Below are 17769 nucleotides of genomic sequence, written 5' to 3'. Positions count from 1 at the left end.
GTGCCTTCCGACGCAGCTGCCCGACAGCGCAGATTGTAAGGCGCGATTGCCGTGTCCGCTATGTCTTGTCCACTATGCCAATGCGCGGAAGACCGCTGTTCGAAGATTCCGGCTGCGCACATCGTCGAGAATTGCCAGCCCCAGCCGATTCATGACGTACCCGAAGCCGACTCCTGTTGTCGGGTCTGCGAAACCGAACGACCCACCGAGGCCGGTCGTTCCGTATGCCCGATGATCGGGTGAGCCGAAGGCGAAGGCTGGGCTCGATTTCCGGAATCCGAGATGGTAGCGGCTGTCGGTGTAGAGCACGAGGTCGTGCGCGGGAACCGTTCCGTCCCTGCCTGGTTGACCAAGTTCTGCCAACACCTCGGCTGAAACGGGCAGTTCCGATCGCCCCGTCGCCGCGGCACCGTAGGCCGTAGCAAGGGCTCGCGCATTGCCGACGCCGTTGGACGCTGGAATCTCGGGGGCCAGAAACTTCTGGCGCGCTGCGCGTTCGGGGGCACCGAGATTCGGATTGGACAACGCTCGATAGGCGAGCCCGCTCTTGCGGAAGAGGTCGATGCCGATTCGCACCGGCAGGTCGCGTTCGTACCGAGCGACATCGATACCGCGCGTTGCCGACAACGCCGCCACCCGTTCGATTCCTTCGGACTCGGGGTAGCCGATGAAGAAGTCGAGGCCGAGTGGCGCCGCGATCTCTTCGGCGAAATATCGGCCGAGGGAACGGTGTTCGGGATCCACGCGCCTGATCAATTCGCCTTCGTAGAAGCCGAGAGTGATGGCGTGGTAGCCGTGTTTGGTGCCGGGCCGCCACGCCGGTTTCTGGGCGGCAAGGATCGAGGCGAGTGCGTCGAGGTCGAGGAGATCGTCGAGCCGGAGGTTCACATCGAGTCCGGACAGCCCGGCCTGATGGTCGATCAGCTGACGAACTGTCACCTCGTCCTTGCCGTTCGCAGCGAATTCGGGCCAGTAGTGCGCGACGCGCTCGTCGTAGTCGAGCAGGCCGGCGGACACAGCTGCCGCGATGGTGAACGCAGCCATGCCCTTGGTGGACGAGAACAGCGGCGCGATGGTGTCGCGTTCCCACTCGACTTTGCGGCGGCGGTCGCGATGGCCTGCCCACAGGTCGACGACAAGTTTGTCGTCTCGGTACGCCGCGACGCATGCCCCGATCTCACCATGGGTCGTGAAGTTCTTCCGAAAAGCGTCTGCGACACCGCCGAAACCCTCGTCGACATCGCCGTGGATGGTCACCGACGTCGCTGTAGTAGCCATGACGCGGGAGTCTATTACCGGCCTCGCAGCCGTAGGGTGGCAGGCGTGCGCAGTCTGGAACAGCTCGGTCGGTGGCCCGTCGACAACGCCGCGGCGGCGGTGGTCACTGCCGATGGTGTGCAGGACACCGCAGGTGACGTCGATCGGGTGTACGCCCTCGCCTCGGTCACGAAGCCGCTTGTGGCCTACGCGACGTTGATCGCCGTCGAAGAGGGTGCCTTCGAACTCGACGACCCTGCTGGTCCTGCCGGTAGTACGGTCCGTCATCTGCTTGCCCACGCATCGGGCCTCGCGTTCGATCAGAATCGGGTCCAGGCCGAGCCGGGTACCCGGCGGATCTACTCGAGCGCCGGTTTCGAGGTCCTCGCGGACTTCGTCGAGGAGAAGACGTCGATCGCCTACGCCGAGTATCTGCACGAGGCTGTCTTCGTCCCGCTCGGCATGAACAGTTCCGTGCTGAGCGGTCCTGCGGGGCATGGCGCCGAATCGACGGTTGGGGACCTGTCCAGATTCGCGAGCGAGCTCGTGTCGCCGACACTGATCGATCCCGCGACGGCCTACGACGCGACGTCGCTGCAGTTTCCCGATCTCGCCGGCGTGCTGCCTGGCTTCGGACCGCAGCGGCCGAACGACTGGGGCCTCGGGTTCGAACTCAAGGACGGCAAGGCTCCACATTGGACCGGCGAGGCAAATTCGAAGCAAACCTACGGGCACTTCGGGCAGTCCGGAACGTTCCTGTGGGTCGACCCAGCGCTCCCCGCCGCGTGCGTTGTACTGACCGATCGCGCTTTCGGTGACTGGGCGAAGACTGTGTGGCCCGATCTCAGCGACGCCGTCGTCGACGATCTACGCAGGTAGACAACACGCCGGGCCGTTGCACTAGCGCAACAGGGGTCCCACAGGGCACACTAGGTAACTGAAGCATCGCTCTCCGTTCAGACAGAGGCCGTTGGGGAAGACGTCCCCTCGTCGAAGCCGGAGGTGTTTGAGGTGCGCGCATTAAATCAGTTCGCCGAAGCGACATCGGGTGTTGTCTACATCCACTCGTCGCCAGCTGCGCTGTGCCCGCATGTCGAATGGGCCCTGACAGCGGCTCTCGAGACACGGGCGAACTTGAAGTGGACGGCACAGCCGGCCTCTGACGGGCTGCTGCGTGCGACAAGCAACTGGGTCGGCCCTGTCGGCACCGGTTCGCGGATCGCAAACGCGCTGCGGTCCTGGTCGATGTTGCGTTTCGAAGTCACCGAAGATCCGAGCGAAGGGGTCGACGGCGAACGGTTCAGCTTCGTTCCCGGACTCGGACTCTGGCGTGGATCGACCAGCGCGAACGGTGACGTCGTGCTCGGCGAGATGCGCCTGCGCTCGATGCTGGCCGCCGGCCGCGACAGCTTCATGACCGAACTCGACACGGCTCTCGGCACCGCGTGGGACGACGCACTCGAGCCCTACCGCAGTGGCGGCGAAGGTGCCGAAGTGACCTGGCTGCGTCGCGACGTCGGCTGAGTTTTCAAGGTTTGACATGACGGGGCAAGGGAACCCCCGTCGTATGACATCAACAGATGCAGAGCAAGCGAAGGCGGCCGACGAAGGCACCGGTTCCGACGCGGTCGACCGCGCCGACCCGACCGATGGCAAGCAGGTCACCGAGACGCCTGAGCCCGATCAGGAAGCGCTCGACAGCGCCAAAGAGGAAGCCAAGCAACTCGAGGACAAGTACGAACCCGACGCGCGAAAATCCGTAGTTCTGCCAGGCACCGACGGCACTGTGTCAGGGACGGCCATCGCGGACTGGCTCGACGACAAAGGCGAGATCATCCCGCCCGAAGATCGTGAAAACGCCACGGAGGAAGACAAGAAGGCCGCTGCAGAGAGCGACGACAAGACCTCGGATTGAAACCGGTCAGAGCGGAATGTTCTTGTGATTGCCGCGTCGCGCGGGCGCGGCAGCCAGCGCCGCGGTGATCTTGCTTCGAGTCTTGGCCGGATCGATGATCTCGTCGACCACGCCGATCTCGACAGCGCGCCCCACGCCACCCGCAATGGCTTCGTGTTCGGCAGCGAGGCGGTCGTGCAGCGCTTCGCGCTCGTCGTCCGGAGCCGCCGCGAGGGCGCGCTTGTGCAGGATGCCGACAGCCGCCTTCGCGCCCATCACCGCAACCTCTGATTCGGGCCACGCGAAGACCGCTGTCGCGCCGAGCGCGCGAGCGTTCATAGCGATGTAGGCGCCGCCGTAGATCTTTCTGGTCACCAGGGTGACGCGCGGGACCCGAGCCTCTGCAAAGGCATGCAGCAGCTTGGCGCCGCGGCGAACCACACCTTCCCATTCCTGGCTGACGCCGGGCAGATAGCCGGGTACGTCGACGATCACGACCAACGGAATGCCGAATGCGTCGCACAGTCGCACAAAACGCGCGGCCTTCTCGGCACTTTCCGAATTGAGGCAACCACCGAGGCGGATCGGGTTGTTCGCGATGACTCCGACGGTGCGGCCACTGATGCGACCGAGTCCGGTCACGATGCTGCGAGCCCAGTTCGCTTGCAGCTCTTCGAAACTCGACTCTCCGTCGACGTTGTCGAGAAGTTCGTGAACGATCGGCTTGACGTTGTATGCGCGCCGCGCGGACGCGGGCAGTAGAGTCTTCAGGTCGGTATCACCGTGCTCGGCGGCAACCTGATCGAATGTGCCCTGCTCGGAGAACATGGAAACCAAGCGGCGAGCGCGGTGCAGCGCATCGGCCTCGTCGGCGGCCGCGATGTGGGCGACGCCGGACTTCTTGGTGTGGGTGTCGGGTCCGCCGAGGGACGCCATGTCGACCTGCTCGCCGGTGACACTGCGCACGACGTCCGGGCCGGTCACGAAGACGCGGCCTTCCGGAGCCATGATGACGATGTCGGTCAGTGCCGGACCGTATGCGGCGCCACCGGCGGCAAAGCCCAGGACGACCGAAATCTGTGGGACGTTGCCGGATGCTCGAACCATCGCCTCGAAGACGAGTCCGACGGCGTGCAGGGCTTCGACTCCTTCGGCGAGGCGTGCCCCACCGGAATGCCACAGTCCGACAACGGGAATCTGTTTGTCGATCGCCGTGTCGATGGCGAGGACGATGTGCTTGCAGCCGTCGACTCCCATTGCGCCGCCCATGACGGTCGCGTCCGAGCAGTATGCGGCGGTGCGGACGCCGTCGACTTCGCCGATCGCGGCGAGGACGCCGGACCTGTCGCGCGGGTGCAACAGCGTGACGGTGCCCGAATCGAAGAAGTTCTGGAGTCTGACAAGAGGATCGCGCGGATCCGTAGCTGCATCCAGCCTTGTTGCGGGGGCCAAAATAGTCATCGCCGTCCTCCTGGAGCTATGCCCACGAGGGGCCGTGGTCCGGATGGATCGCCATGGTCAGGCGATCCATCCGGATCGAGACGAGCCAGCTGGTCGGGTTATGCCCGACCGAAGGCGAGCGCTACGTTGTGCCCGCCGAAACCGAACGAGTTGTTGATCGCATACTCGATTTCGCCACGACGAGGTTCGCCGTGCACGACGTCGAGATCGATCGCTGGATCCTGGTTGTCCAGGTTCAGCGTCGGTGGGACGATCCCGTCCCTGATGCTCATGACTGTGAGTACGGACTCGAGTGCGCCGACGGCGCCGATCGAGTGACCGAGTGCAGACTTCGGTGCGTACACCGAAGCATGGTTGCCCACAGCCTTGTTGATCGCGTTGGCTTCGGCTGTATCACCGATAGGTGTTGCCGTTGCGTGAGCGTTGACGTGCGTGATGTCCGCCTTGGTCAAGCCCGCGGTCTCGATTGCCCGCCGCATGGCACGGGCTGCGCCGTTGCCTTCCGGATCGGGCGCGACGAGGTGGTATCCGTCGGACGTGATGCCTGCGCCGAGCACCCGAGCGTGGATCGTTGCTCCGCGTGCGCGAGCATGCTCCTCGGATTCGAGGACCATGAGTGCGCCGGCTTCGCCGAAGACGAATCCGTCGCGGTCACGATCGAACGGACGCGATGCGCCCTTCGGATCGTCGTTTCGTGTGCTCATGGCGCGCATCATGGTGAACGCCGCGATCGGGACAGCATCGATATGACCCTCGACGCCGCCGGTGACGACGATGTCGGCATCACCCATCACGATCATTCGCCAAGCGTTGGCGATGGCCTCGGAACCGGACGAACAAGCCGAGACCGGCGTGATCACGCCGCCCTGCGCTTTGAGTTCCAAGCCGACGACCGCCGACGGACCGTTCGGCATGACCATCTGAACGGCAAGCGGGGACACCTTGCGGTACCCGCCGTTCTTCAGCTTCTCCACCGAATCGATCAGTGCGTCGCCGCCGCCGAGGCCGGTGCCGATGGCGACCGCGAGACGTTCGGGGTCGACCACCGGGCTACCTGCATTACGCCAGACTTCGCGTCCGAGCACCGTGGCCATCCGCTCGACGTAAGCGAGTCGACGCATCTCGACCCTGGTGAGCAGGGTCGCCGGATTGACCTTCAGCTTGCCGCCGATCTTGACCGGAAGGTCGTATTCGGCAACGAAGTCGTCCTCGAGTACGTCGATACCGCTTTCGCCGTTGAGCAGGCCCTTCCACGTTGCGTCCACGTCACCCGCGATCGACGTCGTCGCTGCCATGCTCGTCACGACGACGTTGGGGAAGTTCCCGTTTCTGAGGAAAGGACTGGTCACGGCTCTACTCACTCTGCGCTGTCGGCGCTGAACTTTTCGCGCAGCTCGGCAGCCAGGTCGCTGTTCTCGGATTCCAGCTTCTGGATGTAGTTGACGGCGTCGCCAACGGTGCGCAGGCTGGCGAGATCCTCGTCGGGGATCTTGACGCCGTACTTGTCTTCGGTCTGCACTGCAATCTCGACCATGGAGAGCGAGTCGATATCGAGGTCGTCGACGAAGGACTTCTCGATGGTCACCTCGGACGGCTCGATGCCGGTAACTTCCTCGATGATCTCCGCGATGCCGGCAATGAGTTCTTCCTGAGTGGCCACTGCGTGGCTCCCTTCTATATTGGGTCTGCTTGTCGAAATTTGTCCGAGTTGGACGCGTGCAGGTCGGCCGGTTGGCCTAGTGCGGTTGCGCAGCACTGGCTGCGCGCTGAATTAGCCGAACCCTTCGAGCTCGACCAATGCGGTGATATCCGCCGGCACTTTGAGTGCCAGTGTCGGTGTGCCACGCAGCTCGCGTTTCGCGATACCGATGAGCGCACCTGCCGGCGGAAGTTCTGTTATCGCGGACACTTGCGCGTTCCGGATGGTTGCGGTGCACAGGTCCCAGCGCACCGGTCGGGTGACCTGCGCGGCCAGCTTAGTCAGCGCGTCGGCGCCGGATGCGACAGGCTCGCCGTCGAAGTTCGAGAGCAGCGTGCGGGTCGGGTCGGTCGGCGTGATGTTGGCGGCCGCCGCGGTGACCGCGTCCTGTGCCGGTGCCATGAACGCGGTGTGGAATGCGCCTGCGACGGGAAGCGGGCGAACGCGGGCCTTTTCTGGCGGGTTCGCTGCCAGTTCGGCGAGGGCGTCGAGCTTGCCAGCGGCGACGATCTGTCCGGCTGCGTTGCGGTTCGCTGGGATGAGGTCGAGTTCGGCGAGACGGGCGAGCACTTCGGCTTCGTCGCCGCCCAACACGGCCGACATGCCGGTTGCCTCGAGCGCACAAGCCTTCGCCATCTCCGCGCCGCGGATCGCGGCGAGGGTGACTGCTTCGTCTGCTGTGATGACGCCCGCGATTGCTGCGGCGGCGAGTTCTCCGACCGAATGTCCCGCGATGATCGCATCGGCCGGGATGACGCCGCGGCTCTCGAGTTCCTCGTATGCAAGCAGCGCTGCTGCGACAACGAGCGGCTGCGTGATCGAGGTATCGGTGATCTCTTCAGCTGTCGCGGTGGTGCCGAGGGTGACCAAATCCAGACCCGACGCTTTCGACCAGAGTTCGAGACGGTCGGCTGCACCGGCCAGTTCGAGCCATGGTCCGAGCATGCCGGGAGTCTGAGAGCCCTGTCCGGGCGCAAGCATTGCGATCACGTCTACAAGAGAACACCTTCGACCCGCTCCGAAGAGATGTTGTTGACCATGAACCTTGGTGACCTGCTTTGTGGGCTTCCAACAAAAGAGCTGGAATAGGGCGGCCATCGCCAGCCAAGCCCTGGCGTTACGTCCCGAATTCTCCAAATGTGACGTGTGTGGCTGCTGATGCAGAAGACCGCAGATCGTTACGGTTTTGAGTCAGTCGACCTACTGTCGATGCGACTCGGAGCACGTACGCATCGCGGGGATTCATAGGATCCCGGCCGGTAACTTCGGCGATTCGTTTGAGTCGGTACCGAACGGTATTTGGATGAACAAACAGTATGCGTGCGCAGGTTTCGACAGCTCCGCCGCAGTCTAGATAGGCATCGAGGGTGTCCGCAAGAGCCGATCCGGCCGCAGCGAGCGGGACGACGATGTGTTCGTTCAGAGCGGAAACCGCGGCGTTGTCACCCACCAGGGCGCGCTCGGGAAGCAGCTCCGCCGCGTGCACCGGACGAGGGGCACCACGCCACCCCGCGACTGCTTCCATACCTGCCAGCGCCTCGGCCGCACTGGTGTGTGCGGCGGCGAGGGTCTGTGTGGTCGGACCGATCACGACCGGCCCGTCGGAGAACGCCGAGAGCAGGTCGGTCAGGAAGGTGCCGTTCGCGACACCGTTGTGGAGCTCGCCGCTGACGACTGCAACCAGACGACTGCCTTGGACGACCGCGAGAGCGGCACGACCGTGTTTCTGGGCGATCGAGTGCACGGCACCGACGACGAAAAGACCCTGATCTTCGGGTGGCGTGCCGACGAGCACCGTTGCGGGTGCGGTGGCGTCCCAGTTGAGCGTGGCCGCCCGCGACAGCATGTCGGACCCCGTGTCACCACGGACGACGGCGTCGACGACAAGCGCTTCCAGCCGGGTGTCCCATGCGCCGCGAGATTCCGCCGCGCTCGCATACACCGATGCGGCCGCGAAACCGAGTTCGCGACCGTAGCGAAGCACGGCCTCGGTCAATGCGACCAACTGCCGGTCGTTTCGAGCGAGCGCGGGCAGCCACTGTTCGAAGAACTCCATGGCTACCCGGACCATGTCGACGGTCTGCCGCAGCGTCAGTCGTCTGGCCAGGTCCTGCGGGATCACCTGAAAGTCGTCCAGGCTGAACCGAATGTCGCTCTCGGGATTCTGCAACCACTCGAGAAAGTTGACCACAGCCGTTTGCACGAGCATCTGGACGCCGGCGCGCTGGGCGGCGTCCAGATCCCCGAAGAACGGCAACTGGGTCTGCATCGAGGTGACGGCTTCGGTGGACAACCTGCCGGAGAACTGCTTTACCCGTTTGAGCAGTGTGTCCGGAAGCGGATCCCGGTTCTGCTTTGCGGGAGACAGCGCCGCAACAGGTAGGTACACCTCGTTCTCGGGAAGCCGCTGACCCCCATCGCGTCCGGTCGGCGGACGTTGCTCGGCCATACGTCTGAACCTACGCCCCTTCCAGGGTCATCGAAGCCACCGTCAGGCCGAGCCGGGGTCCGCAGTCGAAATCGGTGCAGCGAGAACGTCGTCGATGCCGTACTTCTCGGCGGCCTCGACGGCCTTGTCGCGATCGATCTCGCCGCTACGCGCAAGCGCGGACAGAGCGGCGACAGTGATCGACTGCGAGTCGATGTTGAACACCCTTCTGGCCGCGGTACGGGTGTCGGAGAAACCGAAACCGTCGGCGCCCAGTGTCGTGAAGTCGCCCGGCACCCACTGTCTGATCTGATCCGGCACCGCGCGCATCCAGTCCGATGCCGCGACGAACGGTCCTTCGGTGTCGGCGAGCGCCCTCGTCACATAGGGGACAGGGGCGTCGACGCTCGGATCGCGCAGCGCCTTCTTCTCCGACTCGATGCCGTCGCGACGCAGTTCGTTCCACGAAGTCACCGACCACACATCGGCGTGCACACCCCAGTCCTCCTCCAACAGCGCTTGCGCCCTCAGTCCGTCCGGGACGGTCACGCCCGAGACGAGAATCTGCGCCCGAGGGCCACCTTCGGCTCCGCGTTTGTAGAGGTAGATGCCTGCCAGCAGACCCTCGACGTCGAGATTCTCCGGCTCCGGCGGCTGTACGTAGGGCTCGTTGTACAGGGTGATGTAGTAGAAAATGTTCTCGCCGCCGAACCCGTCGACACCCTCGGTGCCGCCGTACATCCGACGTAGACCGTCCTTGACGATATGTGCGATCTCGAAGGAGAACGCCGGGTCGTAGCTGACCACCGCGGGATTGGTTGCCGCCAAGGCCTGCGAGTGCCCGTCGGCGTGTTGCAGACCCTCACCGGTCAACGTCGTTCTGCCCGCAGTCGCGCCGAGAACGAATCCTCGTGCCATCTGGTCGGCGGCGGCCCACAGTCCGTCGCCGGTCCGCTGGAACCCGAACATCGAATAGAAGATGTAGAGCGGGACCATCGGAATGCCATGTGTCGCATACGAACTGCCGACCGCGGTGAAGCTGGCCGTCGACCCTGCCTCGTTGATGCCCTCGTGCAGAATCTGCCCGATCGGGCTCTCCTTGTAGGCGAGCATCAGCTCGGCGTCGACCGACGTGTACAGCTGACCGTTGCGGTTGTAGATCTTCAAAGACGGGAACCACGAGTCCATGCCGAACGTGCGGGCCTCGTCGGGGATGATCGGCACGATTCGCGAGCCGATCTCCTTGTCGCGCAACAGTTCCTTCATGATCCGGACGAGCGCCATGGTGGTGGCGGCCTCTTGCTTGCCCGAACCCTTGCGGGCTGCCTTGTAGGTGTCGTCGCCTGGCAACTTCAGCGGCTTCGCGACGGTGCGCCGCTCGGGGAGGAAGCCACCGAGCGCCTTGCGACGGTCGAGCATGTAGGCGATCTCGGGCGCGTCCTTCCCCGGGTGGTAGTACGGGGGCAGGTACGGGTCCTTCTCCAATTCGGCGTCCGAGATAGGAATGCGCTGCACGTCGCGGAAGTCCTTGAGATCGTCCAGCGTCAGCTTCTTCATCTGGTGCGTCGCATTGCGGCCTTCGAAGTGCTTGCCGAGGGTGTAGCCCTTGATCGTCTTCGCGAGGATGACGGTCGGCTGTCCCTTGTGCTGCAGAGCGGCCGCGTAGGCGGCGTGCACCTTGCGGTAGTCGTGACCACCACGCTTGAGGTTCCAGATCTGCGGGTCGCTGAGGTCTTTGACCAGCTCCTTCGTCCGCGGGTCACGTCCGAAGAAGTGATCGCGGACGTAGGCGCCGTCGTTTGCCTTGTAGGTCTGGAAATCACCGTCCGGAGTTGTGTTCATGAGGTTCACCAGTGCGCCGTCGCGATCCCGGTGCAGCAGTTCGTCCCATTCACGGGCCCAGACGACCTTGATGACGTTCCAACCAGCGCCGCGGAAGAACGATTCGAGTTCCTGAATGATCTTGCCGTTGCCGCGGACGGGTCCGTCCAGACGTTGCAGGTTGCAGTTGACGACGAAGGTGAGGTTGTCGAGACCTTCGGTCGCGGCGACGTGAGTGAGGCCGCGCGACTCGGGTTCGTCCATCTCGCCGTCGCCGAGAAATGCCCAGACATGTTGGTCCGAGGTGTCCTTGATGCCGCGGTCGGTCAGATAATGGTTGAACCGCGCCTGATAGATCGCGTTCATCGGGCCCAAGCCCATGGAGACCGTCGGGAATTCCCAGAAGTCGGGTAGCAACCGAGGGTGGGGATAGGAGGGGAGGCCGCCACCTTGGTCCGCGTGGCTGTACTCCTGGCGGAAACCGTCCATCTTCGACGCAGGAATGCGGCCCTCGAGGAATGCGCGGGCGTAGATACCGGGGGAGGCGTGACCCTGAATGAAGATCTGATCGCCGCCGCCGGGGTGATCTTTGCCACGGAAGAAGTGGTTGAAGCCGACCTCGTACAGCGCGGCCGAGGACGCGTAGGTCGAGATGTGGCCGCCGACGCCAACGCCGGGACGCTGCGCGCGGTGGACCATGATTGCCGCGTTCCAACGGATCCACGCGCGGAATCTGCGCTCGACATCCTCGTCACCGGGGAACCACGGCTCGTTCTCGGTGGGGATCGTATTGACGTAGTCGGTGGAGGTGAGGGCGGGGATCGATACGCGCTTCTCGCCTGCGCGCTCGAGCAAGCGCAACATCAAGTAGCGCGCCCGACCAGGCCCGGAACGGTCGAGCAGTGCGTCGAACGACTCCAGCCACTCACCGGTTTCGTCCGGATCGATGTCAGGCAGGTAGGACGCGACGCCCTCTCGGATGACGCGCACCCGATCCGATGAGCCGCCGCGGCCGTTGGCTGCGGCCGGTGGCTTGCTGCCACCTTCGCTTGTCCCGGTTGTCGATTCGTTGGTCAGGTCGGTCAACGTTGCTCCTCGTGTGGCTGCACGCGCTGTAGGCGTGCCCTCCAATGCACGGTCCGGGTGTGGGCTGCACATGTGACGTGTGTTGCACCTGCAATCATCCCTCACCATCGTGTGCCAGCGTTCGGTGAATCGACTAACGTGCTCGAGGAAACCTGTCAGGAGAGTGGGGGCGGCGATGAATTTCGTATCAGCGAGGACTGGACTGGCAGCTGCGTGCGCGGCGGTGGCTACTGGATTGGTGCTTGTCGCGTGCACATCGCAGGTATCCGGCACACCCGAGGCCAATCAGGCACAGGTCACGGAATACAAAAAAGAGGTCACCTCGTCCTCGAAGGCGGCGGCCAGCTCCGCGGCCGCGGCGACGTCGTCGAAGCGCGCGACCGCGTTGGTTACCGCATGCACGTCGATGCAGGACGCGACGCGAGCCTCCACAGCGAAATACAACGACTTCATCGCCGCGCTCGACGCCAACGCGCCCGACATGGAAGCGAAGCGAACGGCGGCTGCCGGCGCCCTCCGCGATGGGGCAAACACGGTCGACGGCGTGATCAGCAGCGATTTGAACGACGACGTCAGCGCCGCCATGCGCGACGTTGTCGCCAAGGAGAATGGGTTGGCCGATGCGGTCGAGCGTAGGGTCCCTGTTGCGCCGCTGAACGCGGCGGCAACAGCATCCAACGACGCCAAGAACGCCGCTCTGGATAAATGCCCCTGATTTTCGCTCGACGCGGCTCGGCAACCAAGATCGGCCACGGCGACGGTTTTTGGCAGTGAATTCGGGCCTGCAGCTTGCGCTATCGGCTTCGACCATGTTCGCTTTCACTACCTGAACGCTCTAACTAGAGGAGGACACCACCGTGGTCGCCGCGGCGGACGCGCAGAACTACGCCCAGAAGCTTGGCATTTCTCACGATATGGCCGTTCAAGAGCTTGGTTGGGACGATGACACAGACGACGATTTGCGCGCCGATATCGAGGAAACTGTCGGCGGTGATCTTCTCGACGAGGATTCCGACGAAGTTATCGATGTCGTGTTGCTCTGGTGGCGTGACGGAGACGGCGACCTCGTCGACGCTCTGATGGACGCCATCGTGTCGCTTTCCGACGACGGATTCGTGTGGGTCCTTACTCCCAAGACCGGCCATCCCGGCCATGTCGAGCCGAGCGAAATCGCAGAATCGGCACCGACGGCAGGGTTGACTCAGACTTCCGCGATCAACCTCGGAGACTGGGCAGGCAGCCGATTGGTTCAGCCGAAAGCGCGCGTACCGAAGCGCTGACGCACCTCGTCTCGAACTCCTAACTCACATAACCGAAGGATTTGTCGATGCCGCTCGAGGTTGGCGCAACCGCGCCCGACTTCTCGCTGAAGGACCAGAACAATCAGGTCGTGACGCTCTCGGATTACCGAGGCAAGAAGAACGTGCTGATCGTGTTCTACCCGCTGGCCTTCACCGGAACCTGCCAAGGCGAACTGTGCCGCGTGCGGGACGAGCTTCCCAAATTCCAGAACGACGGCACCGAAATCCTCGCGATTTCGGTCGGACCCTCTCCGACGCACAAGATCTGGGCGTCGGAGCAGGGCTACGTCTTCCCATTGCTTTCCGACTTCTGGCCGCACGGCGAAGTCGCGCAGGCCTACGGCGTGTTCAACGAGAAGGCCGGCTTCGCAAACCGCGGGACGTTCGTCGTCGACAAGGCCGGAATTATCCGATTCGCCGAAATGAACGGTCCCGGCGAGGCCCGTGACCAGTCACTTTGGGAGAATGCGCTAGCCACGCTAGATTCTTGAGGCGTTGACAACCGGCTCAGCCGGTTGTCGAAGGGCGTATAGCTCAGCGGTAGAGCTCTGGTTTTACACACCAGCGGTCGGGGGTTCGAACCCCTCTGCGCCCACCGATTTCAGCAGTCCCCGCACAACCGATCCACTGCGCGCGAATTTCGCAGGGGTGGTACCGATCATCCGTTTGAAGTGCCGATTCAGGTGGGCTTGGTCGTGGAACCCCACCATCGTCGCCACCTCGCTCGGGCGATGGCCTTCGAGTAGGTGCCGACGTGCCAGATCGATCCGCCGGCCGGTCAGGTATTGGTGCGGCGCGATGCCGAACTCCCGGCTGAAAGTGCGCACCAAGTGGGTGGGGTCGGCGTGCAACAGAGTGCCCGCCTGGTTCAGCGTTATTCCGGTCGTAGGGTCGGCGTCGATCAGCTCGCGCAGTTGCCGGGCCAGTGGAACGTCCCGGAACACAGGTGGATCCGGCGCTAGCCGTCGCAGGTAGTTCTGCAACCGCTCGACGATGAAGGCGAGCCGGCTGTCGGCCTCGAAAATGTCACCCGGGACGAGCAGCGTCCTGTGCAGGCGGTTGACGCGGTCGCGCAGCAACCCGTCGCGCAGCGTGGGCCCGTCGACGGCGCGCCCGATGCCCTGCAATACGTCGGCACCCAGGTAGAGGACGCGTTTGCGGAAGCCGCCGACGCTGACCGTGCGCCCGTCGTGTGGGATCTGCGGTGGCAGCAGCGTGACGGACTCCTGAATCGAGTCATGTTCGTTGCCGTCGAGTTCGTAGCGGATCGTGCCCGCGTCGACGATCAGCAACGTCCAGGTGTCATGAGTGTGCGACGGATACGCATGATCGACGAAGGTGGCGTGAAAAACTTCCTCGATACCGTCGACTTGCGGCCGCCATGCGCCAACTTCGGAACCGTCCCCCACGAAGAAACTCTACTGCGGAGCGGTCAGGAACGTACAAGACGGCGAGGTGCGGTCGGCGGCAGGATCATCGATCGTGGAGAACAACGAATCGCCGAACACCAAGATCGCCGTCCTGCTGCGCGATGACCTAGAGGGGTGGCAGCGGCTCAACGTCACCGCGTTCCTCGTGAGCGGGATCGCGGCCGCACACCCTGAACTTATCGGCGACCCGTATGTGGACGCCGGTGACGCGGAGTACCTGGCCGTGTTCCGCCAGCCTGTCCTGGTTTTCGCCGGATCCAAGGAGACGTTGCAAAGGGCGCATGCACGGGCCATGGGCCGGGACTTGCCGATCTCGATCTTTACCTCCGACCTGTTTGCCACCAACAACGACGTCGACAATCGCGCGGCCGTGCGGGCGGTGACGACCGAGGAACTCGACCTCGTCGGCATCGGCCTATATGCCGGAAAGAACGTCGTCGACAAAATCGTCAAGGGTTCCCGCATGCATCCCTGATCTTGGGATGTCGGCGTCGTGTCCCTTGGATCACCATCCTCCCTCGAAGAACGCCCGCAGGCCCGGTTCGGGATCGATCGCGTTCGAGGTATTCGCCACGGCAACAACGATCATGGCCAATGCGACGAGCGTCGAAGTGACTCCAAGTCCGGCGAACAGACGCTTCGGTCGCGAGTCCGCTTGTGCGAACTTGCGCCACAACAGAACGCTCGCACCGATGAACGCTGCCGCCGCCGTCACCGCGAGCACCGCCATTGCCGCGTGGTAGACCGCGAAGTCGTCTGACATCACGCCGAAGCTAGGCGGGGTCGGGCCGCCGGCGGTGAGTGCTTGGTCGACCTGGCCGATCGTTGCCGATGTCAGCATCGGCAACAACGACGCGAAAGGTGCTGCCGCACCTTGAATGTTGGCCAGTAGGGCCACCAGCGCGAAGAGCGTGAGTCCGGTGACGGCGACGCCTGCGAGCGCAAATGCGCGACCGCCGTTGTGCAGGAACGTTTTCCAATGTTGTCTGGAGAGCGCGATCAGCACGACAAGCAGAATGGCCGCGATCGAGGCCTTCGCAGTGTGAAAGGCGAACCAGTCGTCGACAAGCGCCGCGAGCGTCAGAGGCAGTTCCCGGTCACCGGAGGTCCAGTATTCGACGAACGCTGGGCTCAGCTTGTCGGCTATTCCGTTCGCGAACAGCCGAGGAACGAAGACGAATGCAACGCTGAGCGAGAGTGCGAGGGCGACGAGCGTCGCCATACGTCGTGTCATTGCGGAGACGATTCCGCACCGACGGCATCCGGGTCACTGGGGCACGCCCCACATTCGGTGGTGGGGTCTGCCTCCCATGGAGGTCCGGCGTCGTCGAGGCGTTTGCTGACGATGGCGAGGTGTTCGCGGTAGCGGTCTCGGAGGTAGGGGTCGTGGTCGGCGAACGTCGCCGTCGCGTCGACGTCGGCGAAGGTTTCCCACCAGGTGGGTTCGTAGAGCAGTTCGTTGGCTTCGTAAGCGGTGAGTGGGTCGGCGTAGCTAACGGGGGCTGGAGTTGGTGGTGGGGGTTTCGGCGGCTCGGGTTGGGGTGCGCCGACGATGGCGTGGTGGCTGGGCAGCGTGATGTGGGGGGTGTGGGTGGGGCTGGTCCAGAGGATGGCGCCGCCGGGGAGGGCGGTGCAGGTCCACAGTTGCCATGTTTTGATGTCGTGATGCCGTTTGCACAGCGGTTGGAGGTTGTCGAAGATGGTCCAGCCACCCGCTGCGGGGTTGGGGTGGCGGAACGGGACGCGGTGGTCGAGTTCGCATGTGCGGGACGGGACGGTGCAATTCGGGAATACACACGTGGGGTAGGCGGCGCGGACCAACTCGGCGACTTCGGCGCGGGGTCGGTAGATCAACGCACCGGGTGGAGGTTCGAGGTGTCCGCCGTGTCCGTCGGGATAGATCCCGCGGCGCAGGGATGCGTCCTCGGCGATGGCGGTGAGGATGTCGTCGATGACTTTTCCGACGCTGCGGGCACGGTGCAGGCAGGGCGGTGCCGTCGTCGTGGGGTGGGCTAGGGCGCCGGGTCGGTGTTTTCGGCCGCGGCGGAGGTAGTGCAGGTACTCGACCTCGGTGGGTGGTGAATCCGGTTCGGGGTCAACAGGTTCGGGATTCGCGTCTGCGGTTTCGGGAACGGTCTCGTCGTGGAAGTCTGATTCGTGGTCGACCGTATTGTCGTCGGTGGTCGGATCGGTTGTCTGCGGAGGTGCGGGCTGTTCGGCTCGGCTCTTGCGGACTGCATTGTCGGTGCCGTCGGCTGTCGCCTGTTGTGCCGCCTCCGAATGTGGATCTGAAGTGCCTTCGCCGGCGATCGCGGCGTCGGTGTAGCTGCTCGAATCGTGTTCGGTTGCAGCGGTTCCCGGTCCGGCCGCGGCCACCGCGGCGGATCGTAGTTCGACGAGGATCGCTTGCCAGGTCGCGTCGGCGGCGAGGATGCGGGCCAGGTCCGCATCGATCGGTGTCCCGTCACCGAGGTGTCCTGGATCGGAGCTCAATCCGAGGAGAGTTTTCGCGTCGATGACGATCTGGGCGAGATGCCCGCGCCGCGGGGCGAGGTCGATGTCGCGGGTCGGGCAATCAGTCGATCGGCAGTCACACCGCAACGACCGCTCACCGTGCAGCAGGGCCATCAGCCCGTCGGCGCGGCGGGCGTTGCGGCTGCGGGAGTCTTCGGGGCAGACGGTGTCGGCGATTTCGTCGAGGAGTTGATCTGCTTCGACACCTTCGAGGTCGGTGATGGCTGCGGAGAGCCACGACAACCCGGCAGTGCCTTTCCGCACATAGGCGGTGCGATCAGTCTTCGTCGACTGCGCTCGAGCTTCGGCCGCTTCTTTCGGGTTGGCTTCCATCCATAGTCGCCAGATCTCACGTCGTAGTGGGCCGGGGGGTGAGGATTTTCGCCGCGCACAAGGCGAGGAATTCGATCTTCTCGATCGTCGTCGTGCTGGCTTCTGTGAGGGTGGTGCAGACGACTTTGACTCGGGCGTAGTCGAGGCGTCCGTCGTCGAAGGCGGTGTAGAAGCGGGGGAATCGGGAGTTGAGTTCGATGCCGACGTCGACCATGGTGTGTGCGGTGGTGGCCGAGCAGCCCAGGGCGGCGCCGATTTCGGCGAAGACGGAGTTGCCGACCGCCACCTTGGCACCGGCGGCGACGAGGTCGGATTCGGTGCGCATCCGGGTCCACCAGATGTCGGTTGCGGCCATCACTTTGGAGCAGGCGTTGACGTTTTCGTTGACGCGGTAGCGCTCCAAGAGTGCGAACTCGTCAGCGACGCTGATGTGTAGTGGGTAGGTCCGGACCTCCTCCGGACCTTCGGTTTCTGCACTTCCCCCTGAGTAGAACATACATACTGCTTATCTGCTTAAGTGGACTGATTCTTCAGAAGTCATCAAA

At 64.0% G+C, this 17769-nt stretch carries 18 protein-coding genes and 1 tRNA gene; 8 read left to right on the top strand and 11 right to left on the bottom strand.

Annotation, left to right across the window (positions count from 1 at the left end):
- Window positions 1-72: 72 nt before the first annotated feature.
- A complete protein-coding gene (locus ACHIRB_RS06530; protein ID WP_395113767.1) occupies window positions 73-1278 on the bottom strand; it encodes a serine hydrolase domain-containing protein in 1206 nt (401 codons plus the stop codon).
- A gap of 45 nt (window positions 1279-1323) precedes the next feature.
- Between ACHIRB_RS06530 and ACHIRB_RS06525 the strand changes: the two genes are divergently transcribed.
- The 3 genes from ACHIRB_RS06525 (at window position 1324) to ACHIRB_RS06515 (ending at window position 3172) form a co-directional block, all read left to right on the top strand.
- Window positions 1324-2136, top strand: a complete 813-nt coding sequence (locus ACHIRB_RS06525; RefSeq protein WP_395113768.1) for a serine hydrolase domain-containing protein — start codon at window positions 1324-1326, stop codon at window positions 2134-2136.
- Window positions 2137-2268: 132 nt separating this feature from the next.
- Entirely contained in the window at window positions 2269-2781 is a 513-nt protein-coding gene (locus ACHIRB_RS06520) for a DUF3145 domain-containing protein (protein WP_199706982.1), read from the top strand.
- Between the two features lie 43 nt (window positions 2782-2824).
- Window positions 2825-3172: a hypothetical protein gene (locus ACHIRB_RS06515; RefSeq protein ID WP_395113770.1), complete on the top strand. Its 348-nt coding sequence runs from the start codon at window positions 2825-2827 to the stop codon at window positions 3170-3172.
- A gap of 6 nt (window positions 3173-3178) precedes the next feature.
- Here the strand turns inward: ACHIRB_RS06515 and ACHIRB_RS06510 are convergent, their stop codons facing one another.
- The 6 genes from ACHIRB_RS06510 to aceE form a co-directional block, all read right to left on the bottom strand.
- Window positions 3179-4612, bottom strand: coding sequence for an acyl-CoA carboxylase subunit beta (locus ACHIRB_RS06510; RefSeq protein WP_395113771.1), 1434 nt, complete (start codon window positions 4610-4612; stop codon window positions 3179-3181).
- 98 nt (window positions 4613-4710) lie between these two features.
- On the bottom strand, window positions 4711-5961 hold the full coding sequence (locus ACHIRB_RS06505) for a KasA/KasB family beta-ketoacyl-ACP synthase (RefSeq protein ID WP_199706979.1): 1251 nt from the start codon (window positions 5959-5961) through the stop codon (window positions 4711-4713).
- 8 nt (window positions 5962-5969) lie between these two features.
- Window positions 5970-6272, bottom strand: a complete 303-nt coding sequence (gene acpM, locus ACHIRB_RS06500; protein WP_199706978.1) for a meromycolate extension acyl carrier protein AcpM — start codon at window positions 6270-6272, stop codon at window positions 5970-5972.
- A 111-nt stretch (window positions 6273-6383) separates the two neighbouring features.
- Window positions 6384-7301: an ACP S-malonyltransferase gene (locus tag ACHIRB_RS06495; protein WP_395123738.1), complete on the bottom strand. Its 918-nt coding sequence runs from the start codon at window positions 7299-7301 to the stop codon at window positions 6384-6386.
- A 127-nt stretch (window positions 7302-7428) separates the two neighbouring features.
- On the bottom strand, window positions 7429-8760 hold the full coding sequence (locus tag ACHIRB_RS06490) for a PucR family transcriptional regulator (protein WP_395113773.1): 1332 nt from the start codon (window positions 8758-8760) through the stop codon (window positions 7429-7431).
- 42 nt (window positions 8761-8802) lie between these two features.
- Window positions 8803-11646: a pyruvate dehydrogenase (acetyl-transferring), homodimeric type gene (aceE, locus tag ACHIRB_RS06485; RefSeq protein WP_395123739.1), complete on the bottom strand. Its 2844-nt coding sequence runs from the start codon at window positions 11644-11646 to the stop codon at window positions 8803-8805.
- 175 nt (window positions 11647-11821) lie between these two features.
- Here aceE and ACHIRB_RS06480 point away from each other — a divergent pair, with 175 nt between their 5' ends.
- The 4 genes from ACHIRB_RS06480 (at window position 11822) to ACHIRB_RS06465 (ending at window position 13542) form a co-directional block, all read left to right on the top strand.
- Window positions 11822-12361, top strand: a complete 540-nt coding sequence (locus ACHIRB_RS06480) for a hypothetical protein (RefSeq protein ID WP_395123740.1) — start codon at window positions 11822-11824, stop codon at window positions 12359-12361.
- Between the two features lie 142 nt (window positions 12362-12503).
- Window positions 12504-12926, top strand: coding sequence for a DUF3052 domain-containing protein (locus tag ACHIRB_RS06475; RefSeq protein WP_199706973.1), 423 nt, complete (start codon window positions 12504-12506; stop codon window positions 12924-12926).
- A gap of 47 nt (window positions 12927-12973) precedes the next feature.
- Complete coding sequence (locus tag ACHIRB_RS06470; RefSeq protein ID WP_395113776.1) at window positions 12974-13438, top strand: peroxiredoxin; 465 nt, start codon at window positions 12974-12976, stop codon at window positions 13436-13438.
- A 32-nt stretch (window positions 13439-13470) separates the two neighbouring features.
- Window positions 13471-13542 (top strand) — tRNA-Val (locus tag ACHIRB_RS06465).
- Here the strand turns inward: ACHIRB_RS06465 and ACHIRB_RS06460 are convergent.
- Window positions 13502-14356, bottom strand: a complete 855-nt coding sequence (locus ACHIRB_RS06460) for a helix-turn-helix domain-containing protein (protein ID WP_395113854.1) — start codon at window positions 14354-14356, stop codon at window positions 13502-13504. The two genes, ACHIRB_RS06465 and ACHIRB_RS06460, sit on opposite strands and share 41 nt — an antisense overlap.
- 73 nt (window positions 14357-14429) lie before the next feature.
- On the opposite strand from ACHIRB_RS06460, the gene ACHIRB_RS06455 reads away from it, so the two are divergent.
- Window positions 14430-14852, top strand: coding sequence for a DUF2000 family protein (locus ACHIRB_RS06455; protein WP_395113777.1), 423 nt, complete (start codon window positions 14430-14432; stop codon window positions 14850-14852).
- Between the two features lie 30 nt (window positions 14853-14882).
- Here the strand turns inward: ACHIRB_RS06455 and ACHIRB_RS06450 are convergent, their stop codons facing one another.
- The 3 genes from ACHIRB_RS06450 to ACHIRB_RS06440 are packed head-to-tail and all read right to left on the bottom strand — an operon-like array spanning window position 14883 to window position 17720.
- A complete protein-coding gene (locus ACHIRB_RS06450; RefSeq protein WP_395113778.1) occupies window positions 14883-15611 on the bottom strand; it encodes a hypothetical protein in 729 nt (242 codons plus the stop codon).
- Window positions 15608-17239, bottom strand: coding sequence for an HNH endonuclease signature motif containing protein (locus tag ACHIRB_RS06445; RefSeq protein ID WP_395127651.1), 1632 nt, complete (start codon window positions 17237-17239; stop codon window positions 15608-15610). Before ACHIRB_RS06445 ends, ACHIRB_RS06450 begins: the two co-directional genes overlap by 4 nt.
- A gap of 1 nt (window position 17240) precedes the next feature.
- A complete protein-coding gene (locus ACHIRB_RS06440; RefSeq protein WP_395127646.1) occupies window positions 17241-17720 on the bottom strand; it encodes a DUF222 domain-containing protein in 480 nt (159 codons plus the stop codon).
- Window positions 17721-17769: the final 49 nt, after the last annotated feature.

It is taken from the genome of Antrihabitans spumae (assembly GCF_043944905.1).
Taxonomy (GTDB): Bacteria; Actinomycetota; Actinomycetes; order Mycobacteriales; family Mycobacteriaceae; genus Antrihabitans; species Antrihabitans spumae.
The sequence above is the reverse complement of the archived record's forward strand: the minus strand, read 5'-3'. Positions and strand labels throughout refer to the sequence as shown.